This window comes from Gordonia sp. NPDC003429, from assembly GCF_053588575.1.
The window spans coordinates 74,187-92,937 of sequence record NZ_JBSFQF010000009.1 but is presented as its reverse complement, the minus strand read 5'-3'; the positions used below and the strand labels follow the sequence as shown (position 1 = coordinate 92,937).

General features: G+C 67.7%; 20 protein-coding genes and 1 pseudogene. 10 read left to right on the top strand and 11 right to left on the bottom strand.

Annotated elements, in window-relative coordinates:
- Positions 1-3 precede the first annotated feature (3 nt).
- Positions 4-1,542 carry a CoA-acylating methylmalonate-semialdehyde dehydrogenase gene (locus ACWDSI_RS12810; RefSeq protein WP_449756754.1) on the bottom strand — a complete coding sequence of 513 codons (1,539 nt, stop codon included), beginning with the start codon at positions 1,540-1,542 and terminating at the stop codon, positions 4-6.
- A 202-nt stretch (positions 1,543-1,744) separates the two neighbouring features.
- On the opposite strand from ACWDSI_RS12810, the gene ACWDSI_RS12805 reads away from it, so the two are divergent.
- Complete coding sequence (locus ACWDSI_RS12805; RefSeq protein ID WP_449746680.1) at positions 1,745-2,203, top strand: flavodoxin domain-containing protein; 459 nt, start codon at positions 1,745-1,747, stop codon at positions 2,201-2,203.
- 5 nt (positions 2,204-2,208) lie between these two features.
- On the opposite strand, the gene ACWDSI_RS12800 is transcribed toward ACWDSI_RS12805, so the two are convergent.
- Both ACWDSI_RS12800 and ACWDSI_RS12795 read right to left on the bottom strand, forming a co-directional pair.
- Positions 2,209-3,084 (bottom strand): DMT family transporter, encoded by an 876-nt coding sequence (locus ACWDSI_RS12800; RefSeq protein ID WP_449746681.1) that lies wholly within the window; start codon positions 3,082-3,084, stop codon positions 2,209-2,211.
- 97 nt (positions 3,085-3,181) lie between these two features.
- Positions 3,182-3,712, bottom strand: coding sequence for a DoxX family protein (locus ACWDSI_RS12795; protein ID WP_449746682.1), 531 nt, complete (start codon positions 3,710-3,712; stop codon positions 3,182-3,184).
- Between the two features lie 146 nt (positions 3,713-3,858).
- Between ACWDSI_RS12795 and ACWDSI_RS12790 the strand changes: the two genes are divergently transcribed.
- The 4 genes from ACWDSI_RS12790 to ACWDSI_RS12775 all read left to right on the top strand — a co-directional run bounded on the left by ACWDSI_RS12790 (position 3,859) and on the right by ACWDSI_RS12775 (position 6,866).
- A complete protein-coding gene (locus ACWDSI_RS12790) occupies positions 3,859-4,161 on the top strand; it encodes a hypothetical protein (protein WP_449746683.1) in 303 nt (100 codons plus the stop codon).
- Positions 4,158-4,652 carry a SixA phosphatase family protein gene (locus ACWDSI_RS12785; protein ID WP_449746684.1) on the top strand — a complete coding sequence of 165 codons (495 nt, stop codon included), beginning with the start codon at positions 4,158-4,160 and terminating at the stop codon, positions 4,650-4,652. The genes ACWDSI_RS12790 and ACWDSI_RS12785 overlap by 4 nt, the downstream gene beginning before the upstream one ends.
- 160 nt (positions 4,653-4,812) lie before the next feature.
- Positions 4,813-5,175, top strand: a complete 363-nt coding sequence (locus tag ACWDSI_RS12780; RefSeq protein WP_449756753.1) for an ArsR/SmtB family transcription factor — start codon at positions 4,813-4,815, stop codon at positions 5,173-5,175.
- Between the two features lie 74 nt (positions 5,176-5,249).
- Positions 5,250-6,866 carry a SulP family inorganic anion transporter gene (locus ACWDSI_RS12775; RefSeq protein WP_449746764.1) on the top strand — a complete coding sequence of 539 codons (1,617 nt, stop codon included), beginning with the start codon at positions 5,250-5,252 and terminating at the stop codon, positions 6,864-6,866.
- Positions 6,867-6,885: 19 nt separating this feature from the next.
- Here ACWDSI_RS12775 and ACWDSI_RS12770 read toward each other — a convergent pair whose 3' ends face one another.
- The 5 genes from ACWDSI_RS12770 to ACWDSI_RS12750 form a co-directional block, all read right to left on the bottom strand.
- Complete coding sequence (locus ACWDSI_RS12770) at positions 6,886-7,899, bottom strand: esterase/lipase family protein (protein WP_449756752.1); 1,014 nt, start codon at positions 7,897-7,899, stop codon at positions 6,886-6,888.
- Between the two features lie 42 nt (positions 7,900-7,941).
- Positions 7,942-9,180 (bottom strand): Y-family DNA polymerase, encoded by a 1,239-nt coding sequence (locus ACWDSI_RS12765; protein ID WP_449756751.1) that lies wholly within the window; start codon positions 9,178-9,180, stop codon positions 7,942-7,944.
- Between the two features lie 91 nt (positions 9,181-9,271).
- The gene (locus ACWDSI_RS12760; protein WP_449746688.1) at positions 9,272-10,003 is read right to left on the bottom strand and encodes a hypothetical protein; all 732 of its coding nucleotides are present in this window, start codon (positions 10,001-10,003) and stop codon (positions 9,272-9,274) included.
- A 239-nt stretch (positions 10,004-10,242) separates the two neighbouring features.
- Positions 10,243-11,043 (bottom strand): carbon-nitrogen hydrolase family protein, encoded by an 801-nt coding sequence (locus ACWDSI_RS12755; protein WP_449746689.1) that lies wholly within the window; start codon positions 11,041-11,043, stop codon positions 10,243-10,245.
- 4 nt (positions 11,044-11,047) lie between these two features.
- Positions 11,048-12,739 carry a flavin monoamine oxidase family protein gene (locus ACWDSI_RS12750; protein WP_449746690.1) on the bottom strand — a complete coding sequence of 564 codons (1,692 nt, stop codon included), beginning with the start codon at positions 12,737-12,739 and terminating at the stop codon, positions 11,048-11,050.
- Positions 12,740-12,758: 19 nt separating this feature from the next.
- Here ACWDSI_RS12750 and ACWDSI_RS12745 point away from each other — a divergent pair, with 19 nt between their 5' ends.
- The 3 genes from ACWDSI_RS12745 to ACWDSI_RS12735 all read left to right on the top strand — a co-directional run bounded on the left by ACWDSI_RS12745 (position 12,759) and on the right by ACWDSI_RS12735 (position 15,309).
- Positions 12,759-12,959 carry a hypothetical protein gene (locus ACWDSI_RS12745; RefSeq protein ID WP_449746691.1) on the top strand — a complete coding sequence of 67 codons (201 nt, stop codon included), beginning with the start codon at positions 12,759-12,761 and terminating at the stop codon, positions 12,957-12,959.
- Between the two features lie 176 nt (positions 12,960-13,135).
- On the top strand, positions 13,136-14,539 hold the full coding sequence (locus tag ACWDSI_RS12740; protein ID WP_449746765.1) for a PepSY-associated TM helix domain-containing protein: 1,404 nt from the start codon (positions 13,136-13,138) through the stop codon (positions 14,537-14,539).
- Entirely contained in the window at positions 14,536-15,309 is a 774-nt protein-coding gene (locus tag ACWDSI_RS12735; RefSeq protein ID WP_449746692.1) for a DUF5134 domain-containing protein, read from the top strand. Before ACWDSI_RS12740 ends, ACWDSI_RS12735 begins: the two co-directional genes overlap by 4 nt.
- Before the next feature lie 21 nt (positions 15,310-15,330).
- On the opposite strand, the gene ACWDSI_RS12730 is transcribed toward ACWDSI_RS12735, so the two are convergent.
- The gene (locus ACWDSI_RS12730) at positions 15,331-16,206 is read right to left on the bottom strand and encodes a hypothetical protein (protein WP_449756750.1); all 876 of its coding nucleotides are present in this window, start codon (positions 16,204-16,206) and stop codon (positions 15,331-15,333) included.
- 164 nt (positions 16,207-16,370) lie between these two features.
- Between ACWDSI_RS12730 and ACWDSI_RS12725 the strand changes: the two are divergent.
- Positions 16,371-16,744 (top strand): annotated as a pseudogene (locus ACWDSI_RS12725) (VOC family protein).
- 32 nt (positions 16,745-16,776) lie between these two features.
- Positions 16,777-17,298 carry a hypothetical protein gene (locus tag ACWDSI_RS12720; protein ID WP_449746695.1) on the top strand — a complete coding sequence of 174 codons (522 nt, stop codon included), beginning with the start codon at positions 16,777-16,779 and terminating at the stop codon, positions 17,296-17,298.
- On the opposite strand, the gene ACWDSI_RS12715 is transcribed toward ACWDSI_RS12720, so the two are convergent.
- Both ACWDSI_RS12715 and ACWDSI_RS12710 read right to left on the bottom strand, forming a co-directional pair.
- Positions 17,214-17,846, bottom strand: coding sequence for a hypothetical protein (locus ACWDSI_RS12715; protein ID WP_449746696.1), 633 nt, complete (start codon positions 17,844-17,846; stop codon positions 17,214-17,216). The two genes, ACWDSI_RS12720 and ACWDSI_RS12715, sit on opposite strands and share 85 nt — an antisense overlap.
- Positions 17,843-18,706, bottom strand: a complete 864-nt coding sequence (locus ACWDSI_RS12710; RefSeq protein WP_449756749.1) for a serine/threonine protein kinase — start codon at positions 18,704-18,706, stop codon at positions 17,843-17,845. The genes ACWDSI_RS12715 and ACWDSI_RS12710 overlap by 4 nt, the downstream gene beginning before the upstream one ends.
- Positions 18,707-18,751 lie beyond the last annotated feature (45 nt).

The following is an 18,751-nucleotide window of genomic DNA, read 5'->3' as shown; positions in this document are numbered from 1 at the left end:
GCCTCATTCCATGGTCGGAATCACGAACTCGGCGCCGTCCTTGATGCCCGACGGCCACCGCGAGGTGACCGTCTTGGTCTTGGTGTAGAACTGGATCGAACTCGGTCCGTGCTGGTTGAGGTCACCGAAGCCCGACCGCTTCCAGCCGCCGAAGGTGTAGTAGGCCACCGGAACCGGGATCGGCACGTTGACACCCACCATGCCGACGTCGACGCGGGCGGTGAAGTCGCGGGCGGCGTCGCCGTCCTGGGTGAAGATCGCCACGCCGTTGCCGTACTGGTGATCCGACGCCAGCGCCAGCGCCTCCTCGTAGTCGTGGGCGCGGACGATCGAGAGGACCGGGCCGAAAATCTCGTCGGTGTAGATGGACATGTCCTTGGTGACGTGATCGAACAGGGTGGGCCCGACGTAGAAGCCGTTGGACAGGTCGTCATCCCCGTAGGTCTGTTCGTCGCTGCCGCGTTCACGGCCATCGATGACGAGTTCGGCGCCCTCGTCGACGCCCTTGCCGATGTAGCCCCTGACGCGTTCGAGGGCGGCGGCGGTGACCAGGGGGCCGTAGTCGGCCTTCGGATCGAGACTGTGGCCCACCCGCAGACCGTTGACCTTGTCGATGAGCTTGGCACGCAGGCGTTCCGCCGTCTGCTCGCCGACCGGCACGGCGACGCTGATCGCCATGCACCGTTCGCCCGCGCTCCCGTACCCTGCACCGATCAACGCGTCGGCGGCCTGATCGAGGTCGGCGTCGGGCAGGATGATCATGTGGTTCTTCGCGCCACCGAAGCACTGTGAGCGCTTTCCGTTGGCGGCCGCGGTGGAGTAGATGTACTGCGCGATGTCGGAGCTTCCGACAAAGCCGAGCGCCTTGACGTCGGGATGGGCGAGCAGGGCGTCGACGGCTTCCTTGTCGCCGTGCACCACCTGGAACACGCCGTCGGGAAGCCCTGCCTGCGTGAACAATTCGGCGAGACGGACCGGCACCGACGGATCTCGTTCGCTGGGTTTGAGGATGAAGGCGTTGCCGCAGGCCAATGCCGGACCGGCCTTCCACAGGGGGATCATCGCCGGGAAGTTGAACGGCGTGATGCCGGCCACCACACCGAGTGGCTGCCTGATGGAGTGCACGTCGATACCGGAGCCGGCACCCTCGGTGAACTCACCCTTGATCAGATGCGGTATGCCGATGGCGAATTCGATCACCTCGATGCCGCGCTGGATGTCGCCGAGGGCATCGGCGTGGGTCTTGCCGTGTTCGAGGGAGAGGGTGGTGGCGATCTCGTCGGCATTCTGGTTGACCAGGTCGACGAAGCGCATCAGGACGCGCGCCCGCCGCTGCGGATTCCATGCGGCCCACTCCCGTTGCGCGCGCACCGCGGTCGACACAGCGTCAGCGACTTCGGCAGTGCTCGCCAGCGGGACCGTCGCCGCGACGGCACCGGTGCTCGGATTGAACACATCGGCGAACCGGCCATCGGTGGCCGGCACCCGCGCGCCGTCGAGGTAGTGCGGAATGGACGGAACGGAAGCGGGAACTGCGGTCACCGGTGATCACCTGTTTCAGGGGTTGGACGTCGAATCATGTCAAATACTAGGATATCCAAGTAAATCTGTAAACGGTCCCCTCTCGCCGGGACACCGTCCTCGAGGCGGCCGAGGCGTGAGTTAGGCTAGCCTTGCCTCGTACCGCGCTCAGGTGGTTCGCCCACCGACAGCGGTGAGATCAACAGCAGCAAAGGAGTCCAGCGTGTCCGTCGTCATCCTCTACGGCACCGAGACCGGAAACGGTGAACTCGTCGCCGACGCCATCGCCGACGTGCTGGCCGTCGACCACGATCCGTCGATCTACGACATGAGCGAATTCGCCGCGGAGGATCTCGATCCCGCGGACTTCGTGATCCTGGTGTGCTCGACCTACGGCGAAGGTGAGTTGCCCACCGGGGCCGAACCGTTTGCCGACGATCTCACCGACACCGATCCCGATCTCACCGGACTGCGTTTCGCGATCTTCGGGCTCGGCGATTCCATTTACGGCGAGACGTTCAACCGCGGCGGCGAGATCATCGCCGAGATGTTCACCATCCGCGGCGCCACCAGGGTCGGTGAGCACTTCCGCCACGACAACTCGTCGAGGATCAAGCCGGCGACTGCCGCCACCGAGTGGGCGACCGCGCTGAGTCCGGCCATCGAGGCCGTCAACGCCTGACCGGTTCAGGCGATCCGCTTGAGCCGCGCGACCGTCGTCGCGGAGTCATCGTCGGTGACCGGCGATCCCTGGCCGCGCACCGCTGCCATCTTGGCCAGTTCGATCACCGACCGGATCATCAGCGCGAGCACGATGCCGAGGAACATCGCCGTCGGTACGGACACCTTGAGGTTCTCCCCGAGCAGGATGACGCCGAGTGCCATCGCCACCGCGGGCTCCATCACATTCATCGCCGGGAACGACGTCTGCAGGTCGCCGGCACCGAAACCCTTCTGCTGCGCGATGACCGCCGCGGTCGCGACGAACGCGAGAAGGTAGACCTCCGGCTTGGTGAACGTGTGCGCGAAATGGTGGGTCATCTGATAGATCACGGTCTTGACCAGCAGCGCCGACACACCGAACAGCGTGCCCGACGCCAGTCCGTAGAACAGCGCCTTGTAGTGCGGGCTGGAGCGTTCGGCGACGGCCACACATGCCAGGATCACGCCGGCCACCGCCACCACCGTCGCCCACATCACGAGATCGTGCGGGCGCCGCGCCGACGGCTCGGGCCGGGCGATCAGCAGGAAGGTCACGACGCAGGCGACGAGCACCGCGCCCCACGCCCACTCCTTGGCCGCCGGATGGCGGCGATCGGCCCACGCCTCAAAGGGGAGCGCGAAGAGCACGGCGAGCACCACGAGGGGCTGCACCAGCAGAATCGATCCCAGCCCGAGCGCCGACGCCTGCAGCGCAAATCCACACAGCGCGATCCCCGCACCGACCCACCATCCCCTGGTGATGGCTCCCGACGCCCGCGAGGCACGCTGCCGAAGCACCGTGCCCGAGGCGATCAGCAGCGCCGCGAGAATCGCGAGCAGCGCGGGAAGCCAGGAATGCACGCGACCAGGCTAGCCCGTCGCCCTCGGAGAATCCTGATAGACGAGCACCCTGCCGGGCAGCACCCCGGGTGAACGGGCGAATCCGACGGCGGCGAGGTCAGACCGCGCGGGCGGCGAGCGCCTTCTTGCGCCGACCGAGAACACCGACCGCCCCGAGCGTCGCTGCGCCGAGTGCGGCGACACCGATGCCCGCGGTGTTGATCTTGCGTCCCACCGCGGCGTCGATCGAGTACCTGCCCGGACCGGTCAGCGCCAGCGCGGCCGAGGCGAGACCGAGGACGGCCGGATACTCGAATCCGCCCTCCTGAGCGAAGAATCCGCTGGGCCGGTGCACATCGGCCGCCGCGAGCATCGCCGCACTTCCGGCGGCCGCCGCGAGACGTGTCCCGGCACCCAGCGCAACCAGGCCGCCCGCGGCCTCACTGGCCCCGGCCGCCAACGCCGAGGTGCGGGCGGGCTCGAAGCCCATCTGCTGCATGCCCGCGGTGGTTCCCTCCAGGCCATGCCCGCCGAACCAGCCCGCGAGCTTTTGGGTGCCGTGCGCGAACAGTGTGGCTCCCACCGCCAGTCGCAGCGTGAGCAGACCGGCGTCGAGTGCCTTGGAACTTGTCGAGTCATTGGATGCCATGAAATTGGACCGTAGTCCGCTTAGCCGTCGGAATGCCAACCAACAAGGGGAAGATGTGAGTGAACAGACACCCGGTGGCACCGCGGACCCGGACCACCCCGGCGTGGGTGCACCCGGGAGCCGATGGGGCGTCGTAGCGTGAAGACATGAGGTTCCGGTCCGACTTCGAACGCCTCGCCACCCTCGACGCCGAGACGATCGCGCGCGTGCTCGACGAGCGGCGCACCGACACCGCGGCGCTGATGTCGATCGTGACCGACTGTCTCGACGAGTCGCTCGACCTCGACGCGGAAGCCGACGAGGCCGAGTGCCGCGACGACACCGACCGTGCCGCCTACCTGCGCCAGGAGGCATCCGCGTGGCGGGCAACGGTCACCGCGCTGCGCCGGGTGATGGTCCATCGGTCGACGGCAACCCCTGTCGATGGCAACCGCCGGGGCGTCGCATGAGCGAACACCCGCGCACTCTCGTGCTGCTGCGGCACGGCAAGTCGGGGTATCCCGCGGGGGTGCCCGACCATGATCGGCCGCTGGCCGAACGCGGACGACGTGAGGCGGCGCTGGCCGGCCAGTGGATGCGCGACGAGGGTCTCGTCGTCGACGCGATCCTCTGCTCCAGCGCGACCCGCACCCGGCAAACCCTCGAGCGCACCGGGATCACGGCGCCGACCACTTTTCTCGACGAGATCTACGGCGGCACCCCCGACGACATCCTGGAGGCGCTGCGTGTTCACGCGCCCGCCGGCGCGAGCACGCTGCTGGTGGTGGGACATGAGCCCGGGATGCCGGACACGGCGCTCTCCCTCGACCCCGACGCAACCATCGAACGGTTCCCGACCTCGGCGTACGCGGTCGTGGCGGTGGGTACCCCGTGGGCCGAGATCGGGCTCACACCCGATCCCGGTGCACGTCTGTTCGGCGTGCGAATCCCCAGGGCATGACCGTGCCGCCCCGCCGCCTCACGCCCACCCCGCCGGACTGAGGAAAGAGCTCGGTAGCAACTCGGAAGTCGTTGCGCTACCATCACGATTGCGTAATTGCGTAATCCATGAATCCATGGGTTGCCTCACCCCGATCGCCGTCAGCGAGGAAGATTCCGCAATGTCAGACAACTGGCCGCAGCCGCTCTACGAGATCAAGGCGAATCTGTTCAAGGGACTCGCCCACCCCGTTCGTATCCGGGTGCTCGAGATCATCTCCTCCAACGAGGAGCCGACGCCGGTGAGCGAACTGCTCCGCGTCACTGGCATCGAAGCCACCACGATGTCGCAGCATTTGGCCGTCCTCAAGCGCCACCGCGTGGTGCGCAGCCGTCGGGGCGGAAACGCGGTGTTCTACGAACTGGCCAACCCCAAGGTGGCCGACCTTCTCGTGATCGCGCGGTCATTCCTCGGCGACACACTCGGCGTCGCCCGTGACCAGCTCGACGCCATGTGGGCGCTGCCCCCCGTGACACCGCGGTGAGCGCCGGACATCCCCCGATCGCACGCAGACTCCCCGGCCATCTCCGGTCGCTCCATCCGGAGCGACTCGCATCGCTGCTGCCCGGCCGCTCTGACTACGCCGGACTTCGCCGGACGTGGAAGGGCGACATCCTCGCGGGCATCACCGTCGGCGTGGTCGCGCTCCCCCTCGCGCTGGCGTTCGGCATCAGTTCGGGAGTCGGCGCCGCCGCGGGTCTGATCACCGCGGTGATCGCCGGCCTCGTCGCCGCGATCTTCGGCGGTTCACACGTTCAGGTGTCGGGTCCCACGGGCGCGATGGCAGTGATCCTCGCGCCGATCGTCGCCCAGCACGGCATCGGATCGATCGCGTTGGTCACGGTGTTGGCCGGGCTCATCGTGCTCATCGCGGGCGTGGTGGGTCTCGGTCGGGCCGTCACCTTCATCCCGTGGCCGGTCATCGAGGGATTCACCCTCGGCATCGCGATCATCATCTTTCTGCAACAGGTACCCGCGGCGTTCGGCGCGAAAGCCCCGGCCGGGGAGCGCACGCTGCCCGCCGCGATCGACGTGGTGGCGCACGCCGACTGGGCGGTCGCGGCCCGCACGCTGGGTGTGGTTGCCCTCATCGCAGTGCTGATGGTGGTCCTTCCGCGCATCCATCGCGCGATCCCGGAGTCGCTGACCGCGGTCATCGTCGCCACCCTTGTGGTGCAGTTCGGGCACATCGATGTGACGCGCATTGGTGAGTTGCCCTCGCACCTGCCCGCACCCACGCTGCCGCACGCGGATCCCGCGGCGATGAAGTCGCTGCTCGGCGCGGCACTGGCGATCGCCGCACTCGCCGCCATCGAGTCACTGCTCTCCGCACGCGTGGCGGCCACCATGTCGCCCACCGGCCCGTACGATCCCGACCGCGAACTGAGCGGGCAGGGTCTGGCCTCGGTGGCGTCGGGACTGTTCGGCGGTATGCCGGCCACCGGTGCCATCGCCCGCACCGCGGTCAACGTCCGGTCCGGTGCGCGCACCCGCGTCTCGGCGATCGTGCACTCGGTGTTCCTGCTCGGCGTCGTCTATCTGGCCACCGGCCCGGTGTCGCAGATCCCGCTCGCCGCACTCGCCGGCGTGCTGATGGTGACCTGCTTCCGGATGATCTCGGCGTCGACCGTCGTCAAGATCATGCGCTCCACGCGCTCCGACGCCGTCATCTTCGTCATCACCGCCATCATCACCGTGTGCTTCGACCTGATCGAGGCCGTGCAGATCGGCATCGTGGTGGCCGCGTTCTTCGCACTGCGGCAGGTGGCCAAGCGCTCGAGCGTCACCCGTGAACCGCTGCCCGGCGAACCGCAGCCCGGCGACGACCGGATTGCGTTGCTCCGCCTCGACGGGGCGATGTTCTTCGGTGCCGCCGAACGCATCTCGTCGGCGATGCAATCCGACGCGGGACATCCCGCGGTGGAGGTGGTGATCATCCGGATGTCACATCTGGGCATGCTGGACGCGACCGGAGCACACACGCTGGAGGAGATCGTCAGCGACCTGGAGTCGCGCGGAATCACCGTGATCATCAAGGGCGTACAGGCAGAGCATCTTCGGCTGCTCGAAGGTGTCGGCGTGATCGACGCCCTACGTCACGAGAATCATCTGATGGATTCCCTCGACGACGCGGTGGCCCACGCCCGCGAGCACCTCGTCGCGGCGCCGCACTGACTCGGCTGCCCCGGGCCGCTCAGCCGCCGGTGAACGGAGCCACCGCGACGCACGGCACCGGCCGCGGGTGCGCGGGATCGAGCGCGTTGAGAACGAGCGCTGCTGCGCGCCGGTCATAGACCAGTGACAGATGATCGGAATGATCGGCCGCGCACCCGTCCTGCACGGTGATGTTGGTGACATCGGTGCCGGGCGGTCCGGGCAGCAGACCGTCGGTGTAGTGCGCGTTGACCTCGTCGTAGCGGGTCACGATGTTGGTGTAGCGGATGCCGCGTTGGTACGGGCTGGGTACGCGCACCGCGTCGTGGAAGTCGGTGCCCGCCGGCCGCGGCGTACACCCGGCACACGTGGGGTCGGCCCGCCGCTGTCGGCCCAGCCGATCCTTGAGCGCGCCGATCACGTCGCTGCGGGTGTCGCCGAGATCATGTCCCTGCCGCCAATAGGGCGCCAGGGACACGTAATGGGCCACCCTGGGAGCGCCGCCGTAGTATTTCATCCAGTACACACCGACCTCGGTACCCAGCGAATGGCTGACGATGTTTACCTGGTCGGCGCCCGTCTCCCGCAGCACCTTGTCGACGAATTCCTTTACTTGCCAAGCACTCTCGGTCTTGTAGTCGAGCCCGCCCACCGCCGACGCCGGCCACGACGCGCCCAGCGGGGTGTAGGTGGGCGCGAACACGCAGTAACCCTCGTCGTGCAGGACCGGTGCCAGCCCCGCCCAGTTGGTCTGTCTGCCCCCGCCCACACCGTGCAACAGGACGACCGGCCGCGGGTGTTGGGGCGTCGGCCGGCACCCGAAGTCGTTGGTGCCGGCCAGGGAGCCACCCGGATTCGCGAGTTCGGCGCCGGTCCCGTCGCCCGAGTCGCGGGCGACCGGCGGCGCGGCGGGCGCGGCGGACGCCACCGCGGGACCGCCGACGATGGTCAACAAGGCGGGGGTCAAGGAGGCGGGGGTCAACAAGGCGAGGGTCAACAAGGCGAGGGCAGCGATCACTCCTGCCCGCCACCGCTGGTTCACGTTGACCCGCATCTGATTCTCCTCATCCGGCGCCGCCGGACGGCCGGCGGTCTCCTAGTCCGCTGTCACGTGCGTGGATTCGTCCACCGGCACGAGATCGAGCCGCACGCCGAGCAACCGCACCGGGCGGTCGGCCTCGAATCGGGCCAGCAGGTCGGCCACCACCGGATCGATCTCGTCCGCATCGGTGGTCGGTGCGGGCAGCTTACGCGACTTGGTCCGCGTGTAGAAGGTCGACGTGCGTACGGTGACCGCAACGCGAAAGGCTACCCGGCCCTCCCCGACCACCTGCGCCAGCAGCTCCTCGGTCAGTTCCGCTGCTGCCGAGAGCTTCTCGTCGGTTGTGACGAGATCGACGGGGAACGTGCGCGACTTGGAATGCGATCGCGCTTCCCACGGCTCCACCGTGATCGTCGCATCTCCCCCGCCGCGGCACAGCACATACAGCCAGTTGCCCTGATGCGGTCCGAACACCTCGATCAACCGCTCGCGCGGCGTCGCGATGAGTTCGCGGACGGTGGAGATACCTCGTGCGGTGAGCTTGTCCGCCGTCTTGGGACCCACGCTCCACAGTTCGCGGGTGGGACGATCTGCCATCAGTGCCAGCCAGTTGCGGTTGTCGAGCAGGAACACCTTGTCGGGCAGCGGCGCCACCGGAATCACGGATTGCCGTTCGGCGCCCTGCGGTAGCCGGTCGGGCTTCTTCGCGAACTCGGTGGCCATCTTCGCCCGCTGCTTGTTGTCGCTGATCCCGAGCGAACAGTCGAGGCCGGTCGCGCCGATCACCGTCGCGCGCATCCGGGCGGCGAGGTCGAGGATCTCGCGGTCACCGACCTCGTGTTCCCCGGCCCTGTGTTCCCCGACCTCATGTCCCCCGACCTCATGTCCACCGTCACGCCCGGGGCCGAGCTCTTCCACCCGCCCGATTTCCCCGACACCGATGTAGGCCTCGTCCCAGCCCCAGACCTCCACCGGATGGCTCAGTCCGCGAACGGCATCCATCACCTCCGCCGAGGCGGCATCGTAGGCGTCGGTGTCCAGCGGTAGATACACGGCGTCGCTCATCTTGCGGTATGCCGAGCGCAGCGGCATCCCGGCACGCACCCCTTCGGCGCGAGCCTCGTAGGAAGCGCAGGTGACCACCTTGCGGGGTTCGGTGGGATCGCCGTTCCCGCCGACGATCACCGGCACTCCCACGAGTTCGGGACTCCGAAGTCGTTCCACCGACACCTGGAACTGATCGAGGTCGATGTGCAGAAGCCACCGGAACCGTCGAGCAGCGGACGAGTTCACCCCACGAGACTACGTCCACCGGCGCACCAACAGCAGCGGCTCGGACCGGCGGATGAATACCGCCGGCCCGAGCCGTCCCCTCGTGCCGATCTCAGGTGGCCGACGCAATCCGCAGTGACGACACATCGAGCCCGACGTGCAGGCACGATGTTCGCAACGCGTGCGGGTTGTATCGCACGATCGACAGGTCTACGCCCTGCTCGTCGTCGGGGCCATCCGGGTCGCTTCCCCATCGGGTCGCGTCGGGAAGGGCGAAGAAGTGACTCGCCTTGCCGATGTAGATCGCCAGGAGTTGCCGATGCACGGGGTCGAACCCCTCGAGCGCATGGGCGAATACACGTCCGATCAGCGCCTTGTCGCGGTGCAACGGTGGCGGCACCAGATTCAGTCGTCGCGACGCGGTTCCGCAGTTGGTCGGGTCGGTCAGCACATGGAGAGCGACGAACAGGAAGGCCAACGCCACCAGGTCGACCTTGAACTCGTCACCGGACCGCCGGAAGTCCACCATCAGGCTGTGCGCTGCCCGCACCGTGAGACCGCCCTGAGACAGCGCGAATTGATCTGCCGCGCAACGGTCTTCACCGATCGCATCGATCAGCTGCCCGATCATCGCATCGAGGGTGCGATCATGGCGTTCGACGGCATCGTCGAGTCCGCGCAGGGTCTCGTCGACCAGCGCGAATCGCTCCGGACTGCCGCGCAGCAACTCGAGGCCGGGTAACACGATGGCCTTTTCGATCTCGATGGCCTCGATGAGAGGCGCGGGCCGGAGAAAGTGGGCTTCACGGCGCGCGGGAACGTTGATCTGCGCTAGCTCGGTCACATCATCCTCGTTTCGCCTCGACTACCACATGGGACACGAATCACGTTGGCGAAGAGGGATTCTCGCGACCGGGACGGCAACGTGGACATACCACGCCTACGGTAACGAACTCCCCCCACCGCGAGCTACTCACGAGTAGCTTACTGACCCGTAGGTAACGGTAAAGTATGCCGCCGACGTTGTCCACACCGAATCGTGATCCTTGACACATTGATCCGGCGATTCGCGATCGTCCGAGGTCAGTACATCTCGGGGCGCCGATCCGCGAGATACGGGAAGCGCCGCCGGGATTCGGCGATTTCGGCGCGGCGGATCTCGGCGATCACGAGTTCGGGTTCGCGCCCGGCACGCGCGAGCACCATCCCATCGGGACCGATCAACTCACTCAGCCCGCCGTACGCCAGATCGCCCTCGGTGCCGCAGTAGTTCGCGTACGCGACGGCGATCTGGTTCTCCAGTCCGCGGGCGGGTAGCAAAATGGTCTGCACCGCGTCGTATTCGGGCATGTTTGCCGTCGGCACGCACAGTACGTCGATGCCGTCGACAGCGAGTCGTCGCGCGAGTTCGGGGAACTCCACCTCGTAACAGATGAGCAGGCCGAGCGACCATCCGTCGAGGTCGACCACCGCTGGCGGCTCTGCTCCGGCGCTCACCGCAGCGCGGTCGATCTCACCGAACAGCTGGGTTTTGTGGTGGGCGGCGAGTTGCCGCCCGGACGCGTCGACCAGGCGGACGGTGTTGTAGACGTGATCATCCGCGCTCAACTCGGCGCAGCCGTAGAGGATCGCAATGCCGGTTCGCCGCGCGATCCCGGACACCGCGTCGGCCAGCGGGCCGCCCGACACGGGGTCGGCGAGTCGGCGCGCGGTGGCCGCATCGATGTTGTAGCCGGTGGCGAACATCTCCGGGGTGATGAGCAGATCGGCTCCCTCGGCGGCGGAGTCGACCGCCGCGGCCTCGAGCCTGCCGAGGTTTCCATCGACGTCGTCGGGCAGGGATTCGCACTGCAACAGCGCGATACGAAGTGTTTCGGCATTCATGTGATCATTCTCCGATGTCGACGGGCCCGAGGTCGGCGAAGACGTCACCTGGTCCGGGATTGCCCGGGTGACATTGTCCACCAACGTGATTGAGCACTCCCCATACGGCGTTGAGGCCCGTCTGCACCGCACCCTCCACCCAGGCGGGCGTGAACGACACGTCGTCGCCGGCGATGAAGATGCCCCGCTCGGCGTCGGGGAGCCCCTCCTGATTGTGGAAGTGTCCGTACATGCGGGTGTTGTAGCGGTAGTGGCCGGGCAGCGCACCCTTGAACGCGCCCAGGAAGTTGGGGTCGTCCTCCCATGAGACGGTGATCGGCCGCCCCACGATGTGCCCGGCGATGTCGACGTCCGGATAGATCTTGGCCAGCGCCGACAGGGCGAGTTCCACCCTCCGTTCCACCGGATGGGGCAGCACCTTGAGGGCATCGCTCATCCACGTGTACGAGAGGCAGATGACGCCGGGCCGGTCGGGGCCGTTGTCGAACAGGTAGGTGCCGCGGGTGAGACGATCGGTCAACGTCATGCTGAGCACGTCGCGGCCGGTGACGGGATCGGTGTCCTTCCAGAACGGGCGGTCGACCATCACGAAGGTCTTCGACGACTGCATGTAGCGAGTGCGATCCAACGCCATCCAGAGGTCCTGGCTGAACAGCGATTCGTCGCACTCGATCTCGGTGGACAGCAGCCACGCCTGGCAGGTCGCGATCACGGCCGGGAACACGCGGGTGTCGCCCCAGCGGTCGGTGACCTCGATGCGGTCGCGGCCGAGTCGGCGGATGGCGGCGACCCCGGCCTTGGGCACCCCGCTGTGCAGCGACGACAGGCTGGTGCCCACCGGCCAGTGCGCGATGCGGTGGGGTGTGTCGCTCCACAGTCGACGTGGTACCTGTTCGGCGCCGCCGACGATCAGGTACTGATCGCTGTCGCAATTGGTCACCACCACCCGCAGGATCTCGAGCATCGAGTTGGCGAAGTCGGAATCCCATCCGCCGGTGCCGAATCCGACCTGTCCGAACAACTCGCGATGCCGGAACGAGAGTGAGCCGAACTCCTCGGAGGTGGCCAGGAAGTCGTAGAAGCTCCGGTCGTCCCACTGATGAACCAGCTCGTCCCACATCTTCTTCAGGGCCACGGTGTCGCGCGCGCGGATGGCGTCCTGGAGTCCGGAGAAGCCTGCGATGCGTTCGAGCGCGGTGTCCCAGGCGTCGGCGACCTCGCGGTAGATCGGCGGCAGGTCGTCGAGCGTGCGGGCATAGTGTGTGCGGCCGCCGAGATCGACCACGGTGGAGCCCGCAGCCTCGGTCAGCGGGTTGGGAAACGGCTGCGCCCGCAGTCCCAACGAGTCGACGTAGTGGAAGAACGCACGCGAGGAGATCGGGAACCGCATGCCGCCGAGTTCGGCCACCTCCGGTTCGCCCGGGACGAACGGCTCCGACCGCAGTCGGCCGCCGATGCGGTCGGCCTCGTAGACCACCGGTCGTAGTCCGAGCCGCATCAGCTCGTACGCGGCCACCATGCCTGCCATCCCCGCGCCGATGATGGCGACCTCGGTACCCCGCGCGTGCTCGGGCACCGTACCGAGCCCGGAGGGGTGGGTGATCCAGTCGTCGTAGGCGAACGGGAAGTCGGGGCCGTAGATCGTGACGGGAAGATCGGCGAGAGGGCGATCACTGAGTGGGGCGTCGGGCTGCACGGCTCAAGGATATTGGCCCGTGCAGAAGGCCGCCGAGCGTGCCCAGATCTCGATCGAGCGTGCCCACAACCCCGTCGAGCGTGCCCAGATCTCGATCGAGCGTGCCCACATGCGCGTCGGTAACACTCCTCCGGGCACGCTCAACCCGACAGTGGGCACGCTCAACCCGAACCCCGGCGTCACGAGCCGACAGCCACTCTCAGTGGCGCAGGTCACATAGATGGCCGGGAACTGCGCGCTGCGGCCGCTCGACTACTCCTCACGACACCGATGAGCCGCGCCGCGGCGCCGCACCATCACACAGCCGGTCAGACCCGACCTCCGACGAAGGACAACCGACACGTGGTCAACACCAGATCCGAGTCCGCCCATGCCCCGACCGAGCAGCCCAGCGCGATCGACCCGCCCAGCCCGGACAGCGGTTCGGGTCGACGGCCCGCGTCGGCGGCGCAACGCTGGCGTCCGCTTCTGCTGCGGTGGCACTTCTACGCGGGCATTCTCGTGGGCCCCTTCTTGCTGGTCGCGGCGGTCACCGGCTTGCTCTATTCGGTGATTCCACAGATCGACAGAGCCGTGTATTCACACGAACTCACCGTCGACGCGTCAGGCGAGCGCACACTGCCCCTCGGCGAGCAGGTGACCGCCGCGCGCCGGGCCCATCCCGAGGGCACCATCGCCTCGGTCACCCCGGCACCCGGCTCCGGGGACACAACACGCGTGGTGCTGGCCGTCGACGACGTGCCGGCCGACCACAACCGGACCGTGTTCGTCGACCCGTACACGGGAGAGGTTCGCGGTGCGTTGACCACGTTCGGCGAGTGGCTGCCGGTGCGATCGTGGTTCGACGACCTGCACCGCAACCTGCACCTCGGCGTGATCGGCCGCAACTACAGCGAGATCGCCGCCAGTTGGCTCTGGGTGGTGGCGCTCGGCGGGCTGATCCTGTGGATCGGGTACCGGCGCCGAACGCACAAACTCCGCCGACTGCTGGTCCCCGACCGCGATGCCCCGGTCCGTCGACGCCGGCTGAGCTGGCACGGCGCCGTGGGTGTGTGGATCATCGTCGGCTTGCTGGCGCTGTCGGCATCGGGCCTGAGCTGGTCGCGGTACGCCGGTGCGAGCATCGGCGAGTTGCGCACGACGATGTCGTGGACCACCCCGTCGGTGGACACCGACCTGTCGGCAGACACCACACCGTCGCCCGCACACCACGAACACGACTCAGCCACAACAGTATCCGCCCCAACGATGTCCACGTCGGACTGGACGTCGGTCGACGAGACCGCCACGCGATCGGGGTTGCGCGGCCCGATGGTGATCAGCCCGCCCGCCACCGACGGCGCCGCATGGTCGGTGGCCGAGAACAATCGCGGGTACCCGAGCCGCTACGACGCCATCGCCGTCGACCCGCATGACTTCGCGGTCACCGACCGCGTGGACTTCGCGCAGTGGCCGCTCGCCGCCAAGCTCACCTCGTGGGCGATCAGCGCCCACATGGGCCTGTTCGGTGTGGTCAACCAGGCCCTGCTCGCGCTGCTGGCAATCGGATTGATCACCGTGATCGTGCGCGGCTACCTGATGTGGTGGCGGCGACGACCCACCCGTGGCGGCCTGCCCAAGGCCCCCGGGCGCGGCTCGTTGGGGTCGCTGCTGCCCGCCGAGGCCCTCGGGCTGGTTGCGGTGGTCGCGGTGATCGGCTGGTACGCACCATGGTTCGGAATCCCGTTGGCGCTCTTCGTGATCGTCGACACCGCCTGGGGCATCCGGGCGTCACAACGCGCCGTGGGAGGTCTGCGATGATCGAGAACCTCCTGTTGCGGTGGGTCGTCACGATCCTGTTCGCCCTCGCGGCCGCGCAGTGCGTGTACGCCATTGCGCGGCAACGGATGACGTGGCCCGGCTACGTCGGCCACATCCTGCACTTCATCATGTCGGTGGCGATGCTGGTGATGGCCTGGCCGTTCAGCATGAGCTGGCCCACCACCGGTCCCGCGATCTTCTTCGGCATCGCAGCGCTCTGGTTCCTGGTCAGCATGGCGATACCGGCGTCGGCCCGAGGCCACGACTGTGGTTGCGGGGAGATCTGCACGTGCGGCGCCAACTGCGGCTGTGTGCCACCGACCGACTCGGTGTACGGCCGCGGGGTGGCCGTCTACCACGCGCTCATGATGGCCGCGATGTCGTGGATGTATGTGGTGATGAACGGGACTCTGCTGCCGGGCGGGGATCAGGGCATGACCATGGGCGCGGGCGCGACCCGCGTGTTCCTCGCGTTGGGCGACCAGACGCTCGGAAGCGGACGGCTCCTCCTGGCCCACGATCACGGCGACGACGCGACGATGCCGGGCATGGACATGGACATGGGTCACGCCACCCAGCCCGGCTACGTCACGCCGATCAACTGGATCATCACGATCGGGTTCGCGGTGGCCGCGGTGGTGTGGCTGTACCGGTTCTTCGAGCGCCGTCGACGCGCGGGAAACCCCGCCAACGTCATGGCCTTTTCCGGATACCTCTGCCAGGTGTTCATGGCTGCCGGCATGGCGATCATGTTCGGTGTGATGCTCTGAGGCCTTACCGTCATCGACGATTCAGGTGTGTGCTTCGGCACCCGCGCGGACGCCGTTGACGGTCTTCAGCAGATCTGTTCGGTCGCCGGGGGTTCCGGTGAGGACCGTGAAGGCCAGGGTGTCTGCGGGACCCCCGGGTTTCGAGGCGTAGGCGAAGCGCATCGCCAAGCGGATGGCGGGCTGATTGTCGATGGTTCCCCGCAGATCGGCGAACGTCGTCGACGGGTCGGAGTTCACCCACCGGTACGGTTCGATTCCCAGCCTGGTGCCGAGCGCGTCGTTGTCGGCGGGGGTGCATGCCGCCGGGCACGACTCGATGCCGACCACCCCACCCGTTCGCTGCGTCAGATCCTTGCGACCGCAGCTCGCCACGGCCGTTGTCTTCACGTCGTCGGAGCCGCCGACGCACACCCAGTCGGACGGGATCTGGAACGAGAACGGGACGCCGCCGACGTAGGACACCCGTGACGGGTTGTCGGCGGCACCGAAGGTGGGACCGCTGACGAGGCCGGGCGGCCCGTCGGAGGATGCGCTCGTGGTGGTGCCGGTCGAGGTCGGGCTCGGGATCGACGACGTGGTCTGCTGCGCGGAACCGGCGGAGGAATCACGGCCGGTCGCCACGACGATCAACGTCGCGACGATCGCGATCACCGCGACCGTGGCGAACAGTCCCGCGAGAATCATCGACGTGCGTGGCGGCCGGGGCGTGAACGGGTTCGGTGCGTAGGGGTTCGGGCCTGGAAGCTGCTGCGGTGGATACGGCTGCTGCGGTGGGTACGGCTGCTGCGGTGGTTGCGGCTGCTGCGGTGGTTGCGGCTGCTGCGGTGGTTGCGGTGGGTACGGCTGCTGCGGCCCCCACTGTTGCCGCGGCTCCCGACCGCCGCCCATTCCCGTCACGACACCCCGCCTCGTAGTCCGCGTTTCGACTATCGGTCACCTTATCCGGTCGCGCGGACACCGGGCACGGCCGATCACGGACATCAGTTGTCCGCTATTGCCGAGATGCTGAGCCGGTCAGCATGTCCCGTGCCCCCGACCGGGGCCGATCACCGGAGGTCATCATGGATTGGACGCTCGAAGTCGCCTTTCTGCCCGTCACCGACGTCGACGGGCCAAGGAGTTCTACACGGGCATCGGCTTCCATCCCGACCACGACAGTTCACCGTCGGACGAGATCCGGTTCGTCCAGATGACCCCACCCGGCTCGCAGTGCTCGATCGCATTCGGCACCGGGATCGTCGACGGCGCCCCGCCCAACCCCGGAACCCTGATGCTGTGCGTCTCCGACATCACCGCCGCCCGCACCCAACTGCTGGCCGCCGGCGTCGACGTCAGCGATGTCGACATTCAGTCCTGGGGTCACTTCGTCTACTTCGACGACCCCGACGGCAACCACTGGAATGTGCAGTATCTGCCGTATCGCCACAAGGGATGACGGCTACCTGGTAATTGTGTAATCATGTAAGCATGACTTCATCAACCGTGTCGGATCGGGTCGGCGGATGGTTCATCGGCCGCCTTCCCGAGTCGTGGCAAGCCGAACCCCCGACCATCACCACCGACCGCGAAGAGATCGTCGTCCGATTGACGATCCCCGACGTCGAGCTCGGCGAAAACGCCACAGATGCGGCACGACAGGAAGCGCGGGCCGGACGTGCCAAAGCATTCCGCGAGGACACCCGCGCCGAGCGGATGAGTATCGCCCGCGAGGCCGAGCACCGATTCGACGCGAAGGTCGCGTGGGGGGTCAGCGTGGGCGACCACAGCGAACTGTGGACTCACCTTGCGGTGCCGGTGATGACCCGCCTGCGCCAGCCGCAGCGGCAGGTACTCGACACGTTGGTGGCCGCAGGCGTGGCCCGGTCGCGAGCCGACGCGCTGGCCTGGTGTGTGCGGCTGGTGGGTCAGCACGAAGACGACTGGCTCGCCGAATTGCGTGCTGCGATGCGATCGGTCGCCGACGTGCGTGACAAGGGCCCCACCGCCTGAGCATCACCGGGCTGATCCGCATCCGACCGACCACCCCGCGGTACCAGTAACACGCCGATGACACATGCAATCACGAAGCAGCACAACGTGATCCACGGCCACGCGGTGCGTTCCATCGAGTCGGTGCGCACGTCGACGTCCGCACCCAGCAGGGCCCGCTGCGCTGCGTCGTCGCAGACGAACCACACCACGGCGGCGATGCCCAGGGCGGCCACCGCGATGGCGGCGTATCCGGCGCGTGCCCGACGATAGGCCGGGCTGGCCGACCAGAGCGCGATCACCGCGAGCAGGCATGCCGCCGCGAGCGCCACCGCACCGCACATGCCACCCACCCCCGCCACCGAGATGTCGGACGCGGTCCCCGCGTGCGTGACGGCCGACGACGCGACGTCGGGTGATGCGGGCACCGGAAACCCTTGTGCACGTATCCAGGTCGCGAACACGGCGGCTGCGGCGAGAACCGCCGAGGCGAGCAGCGCCCCCGACAGCCAACCCGCCCCGGAGAGCCGACCGCCGGTGGGGCGCACCTGATCGCCCGGGGCGCTCACGGGGTGGGCGGGGCCGGAGCGGCAGGCGTCTGGCCACCGCCATCGCCACCGCCACCGGTCGAATCCTGTGGCGCCAGATCCGGTGTCCCGTCGCCGGCGGAGCCGTCCTGCGCCGCGCCCGCAATTCCCGCCACGTCGGTGATCAGCCAGTTGTCGTCACGGTCGAGGGTGATGGTGTAGGGAGTGACGGTGTTGAGTCCCTTGGGATTCTGCGTGCTCGTCATGTGTGTGGAGACGAACACCTGCACCACGAACTGCCGGTCGGAGCGGATGTCGACGGTCTTGGCGGCGATCAGCTTTGCGGTCTGCGACCACTGCACCTCCTGGATCAGCGGGGTCAGCGTGCTCACCGCAACGTCGAATCGCGAATTGAGCTCGGGTGCGGTCCCCTTCTTCAACGACGCCGACCACGGCTTGAGATCCTTGTAGTCGAAGGTGGCCGCCCCCACCGCATACTTTCCGGCCACGGTCTCGGCGGTCGCCTTGTCCTGCGCCAGCGTTCGGGCCGCGGTCAGATCGTCGGATCGCGTGACGAGCAGACTCGCCAGAACGGCGACGGCGATCAGTGCGGCGACGCACAGCGCCGACATCGCGGTGATGACCGGATGCCGACGCGGATTCAGGTACTCGCGCAACTCGCCTGCCACCGAACGCTTCTCGGGCTCGGGCGCCGCCGCGGGCGCTGTGTTCTCGGCCGACTCGGCGCCCTTGCTCTTCTTGTTCTTGTTCTTCTTCGGCTTCTTCGGCTTGTCCGGCGCCCCCGAGTCGGGTTCGGTGGCCGCGCCGGCGTCGAGAGTCGTGTCGTCGGCAGCGGTGTCCTCGGTGTCCGGTTCGGCGTCGACATCGGTGTGTGTTGTCATCTCGGGTTCCCCTGTCATTCGGTCACGTAGGTCATTCGGTCACAT

Excerpts from the sequence above, each read along its gene's own strand:
- ACWDSI_RS12795 (WP_449746682.1), bottom strand. The coding sequence starts at position 3,712 with ATGGCATCCAATGACTCGACAAGTTCCAAGGCACTCGACGCCGGTCTG.
- ACWDSI_RS12790 (WP_449746683.1), top strand. The coding sequence starts at position 3,859 with ATGAGGTTCCGGTCCGACTTCGAACGCCTCGCCACCCTCGACGCCGAG.
- ACWDSI_RS12785 (WP_449746684.1), top strand. The coding sequence starts at position 4,158 with ATGAGCGAACACCCGCGCACTCTCGTGCTGCTGCGGCACGGCAAGTCG.
- ACWDSI_RS12780 (WP_449756753.1), top strand. The coding sequence starts at position 4,813 with ATGTCAGACAACTGGCCGCAGCCGCTCTACGAGATCAAGGCGAATCTG.
- ACWDSI_RS12770 (WP_449756752.1), bottom strand. The coding sequence starts at position 7,899 with ATGCGGGTCAACGTGAACCAGCGGTGGCGGGCAGGAGTGATCGCTGCC.
- ACWDSI_RS12755 (WP_449746689.1), bottom strand. The coding sequence starts at position 11,043 with ATGAATGCCGAAACACTTCGTATCGCGCTGTTGCAGTGCGAATCCCTG.
- ACWDSI_RS12735 (WP_449746692.1), top strand. The coding sequence starts at position 14,536 with ATGATCGAGAACCTCCTGTTGCGGTGGGTCGTCACGATCCTGTTCGCC.
- ACWDSI_RS12720 (WP_449746695.1), top strand. The coding sequence starts at position 16,777 with ATGACTTCATCAACCGTGTCGGATCGGGTCGGCGGATGGTTCATCGGC.
- ACWDSI_RS12710 (WP_449756749.1), bottom strand. The coding sequence starts at position 18,706 with ATGACAACACACACCGATGTCGACGCCGAACCGGACACCGAGGACACC.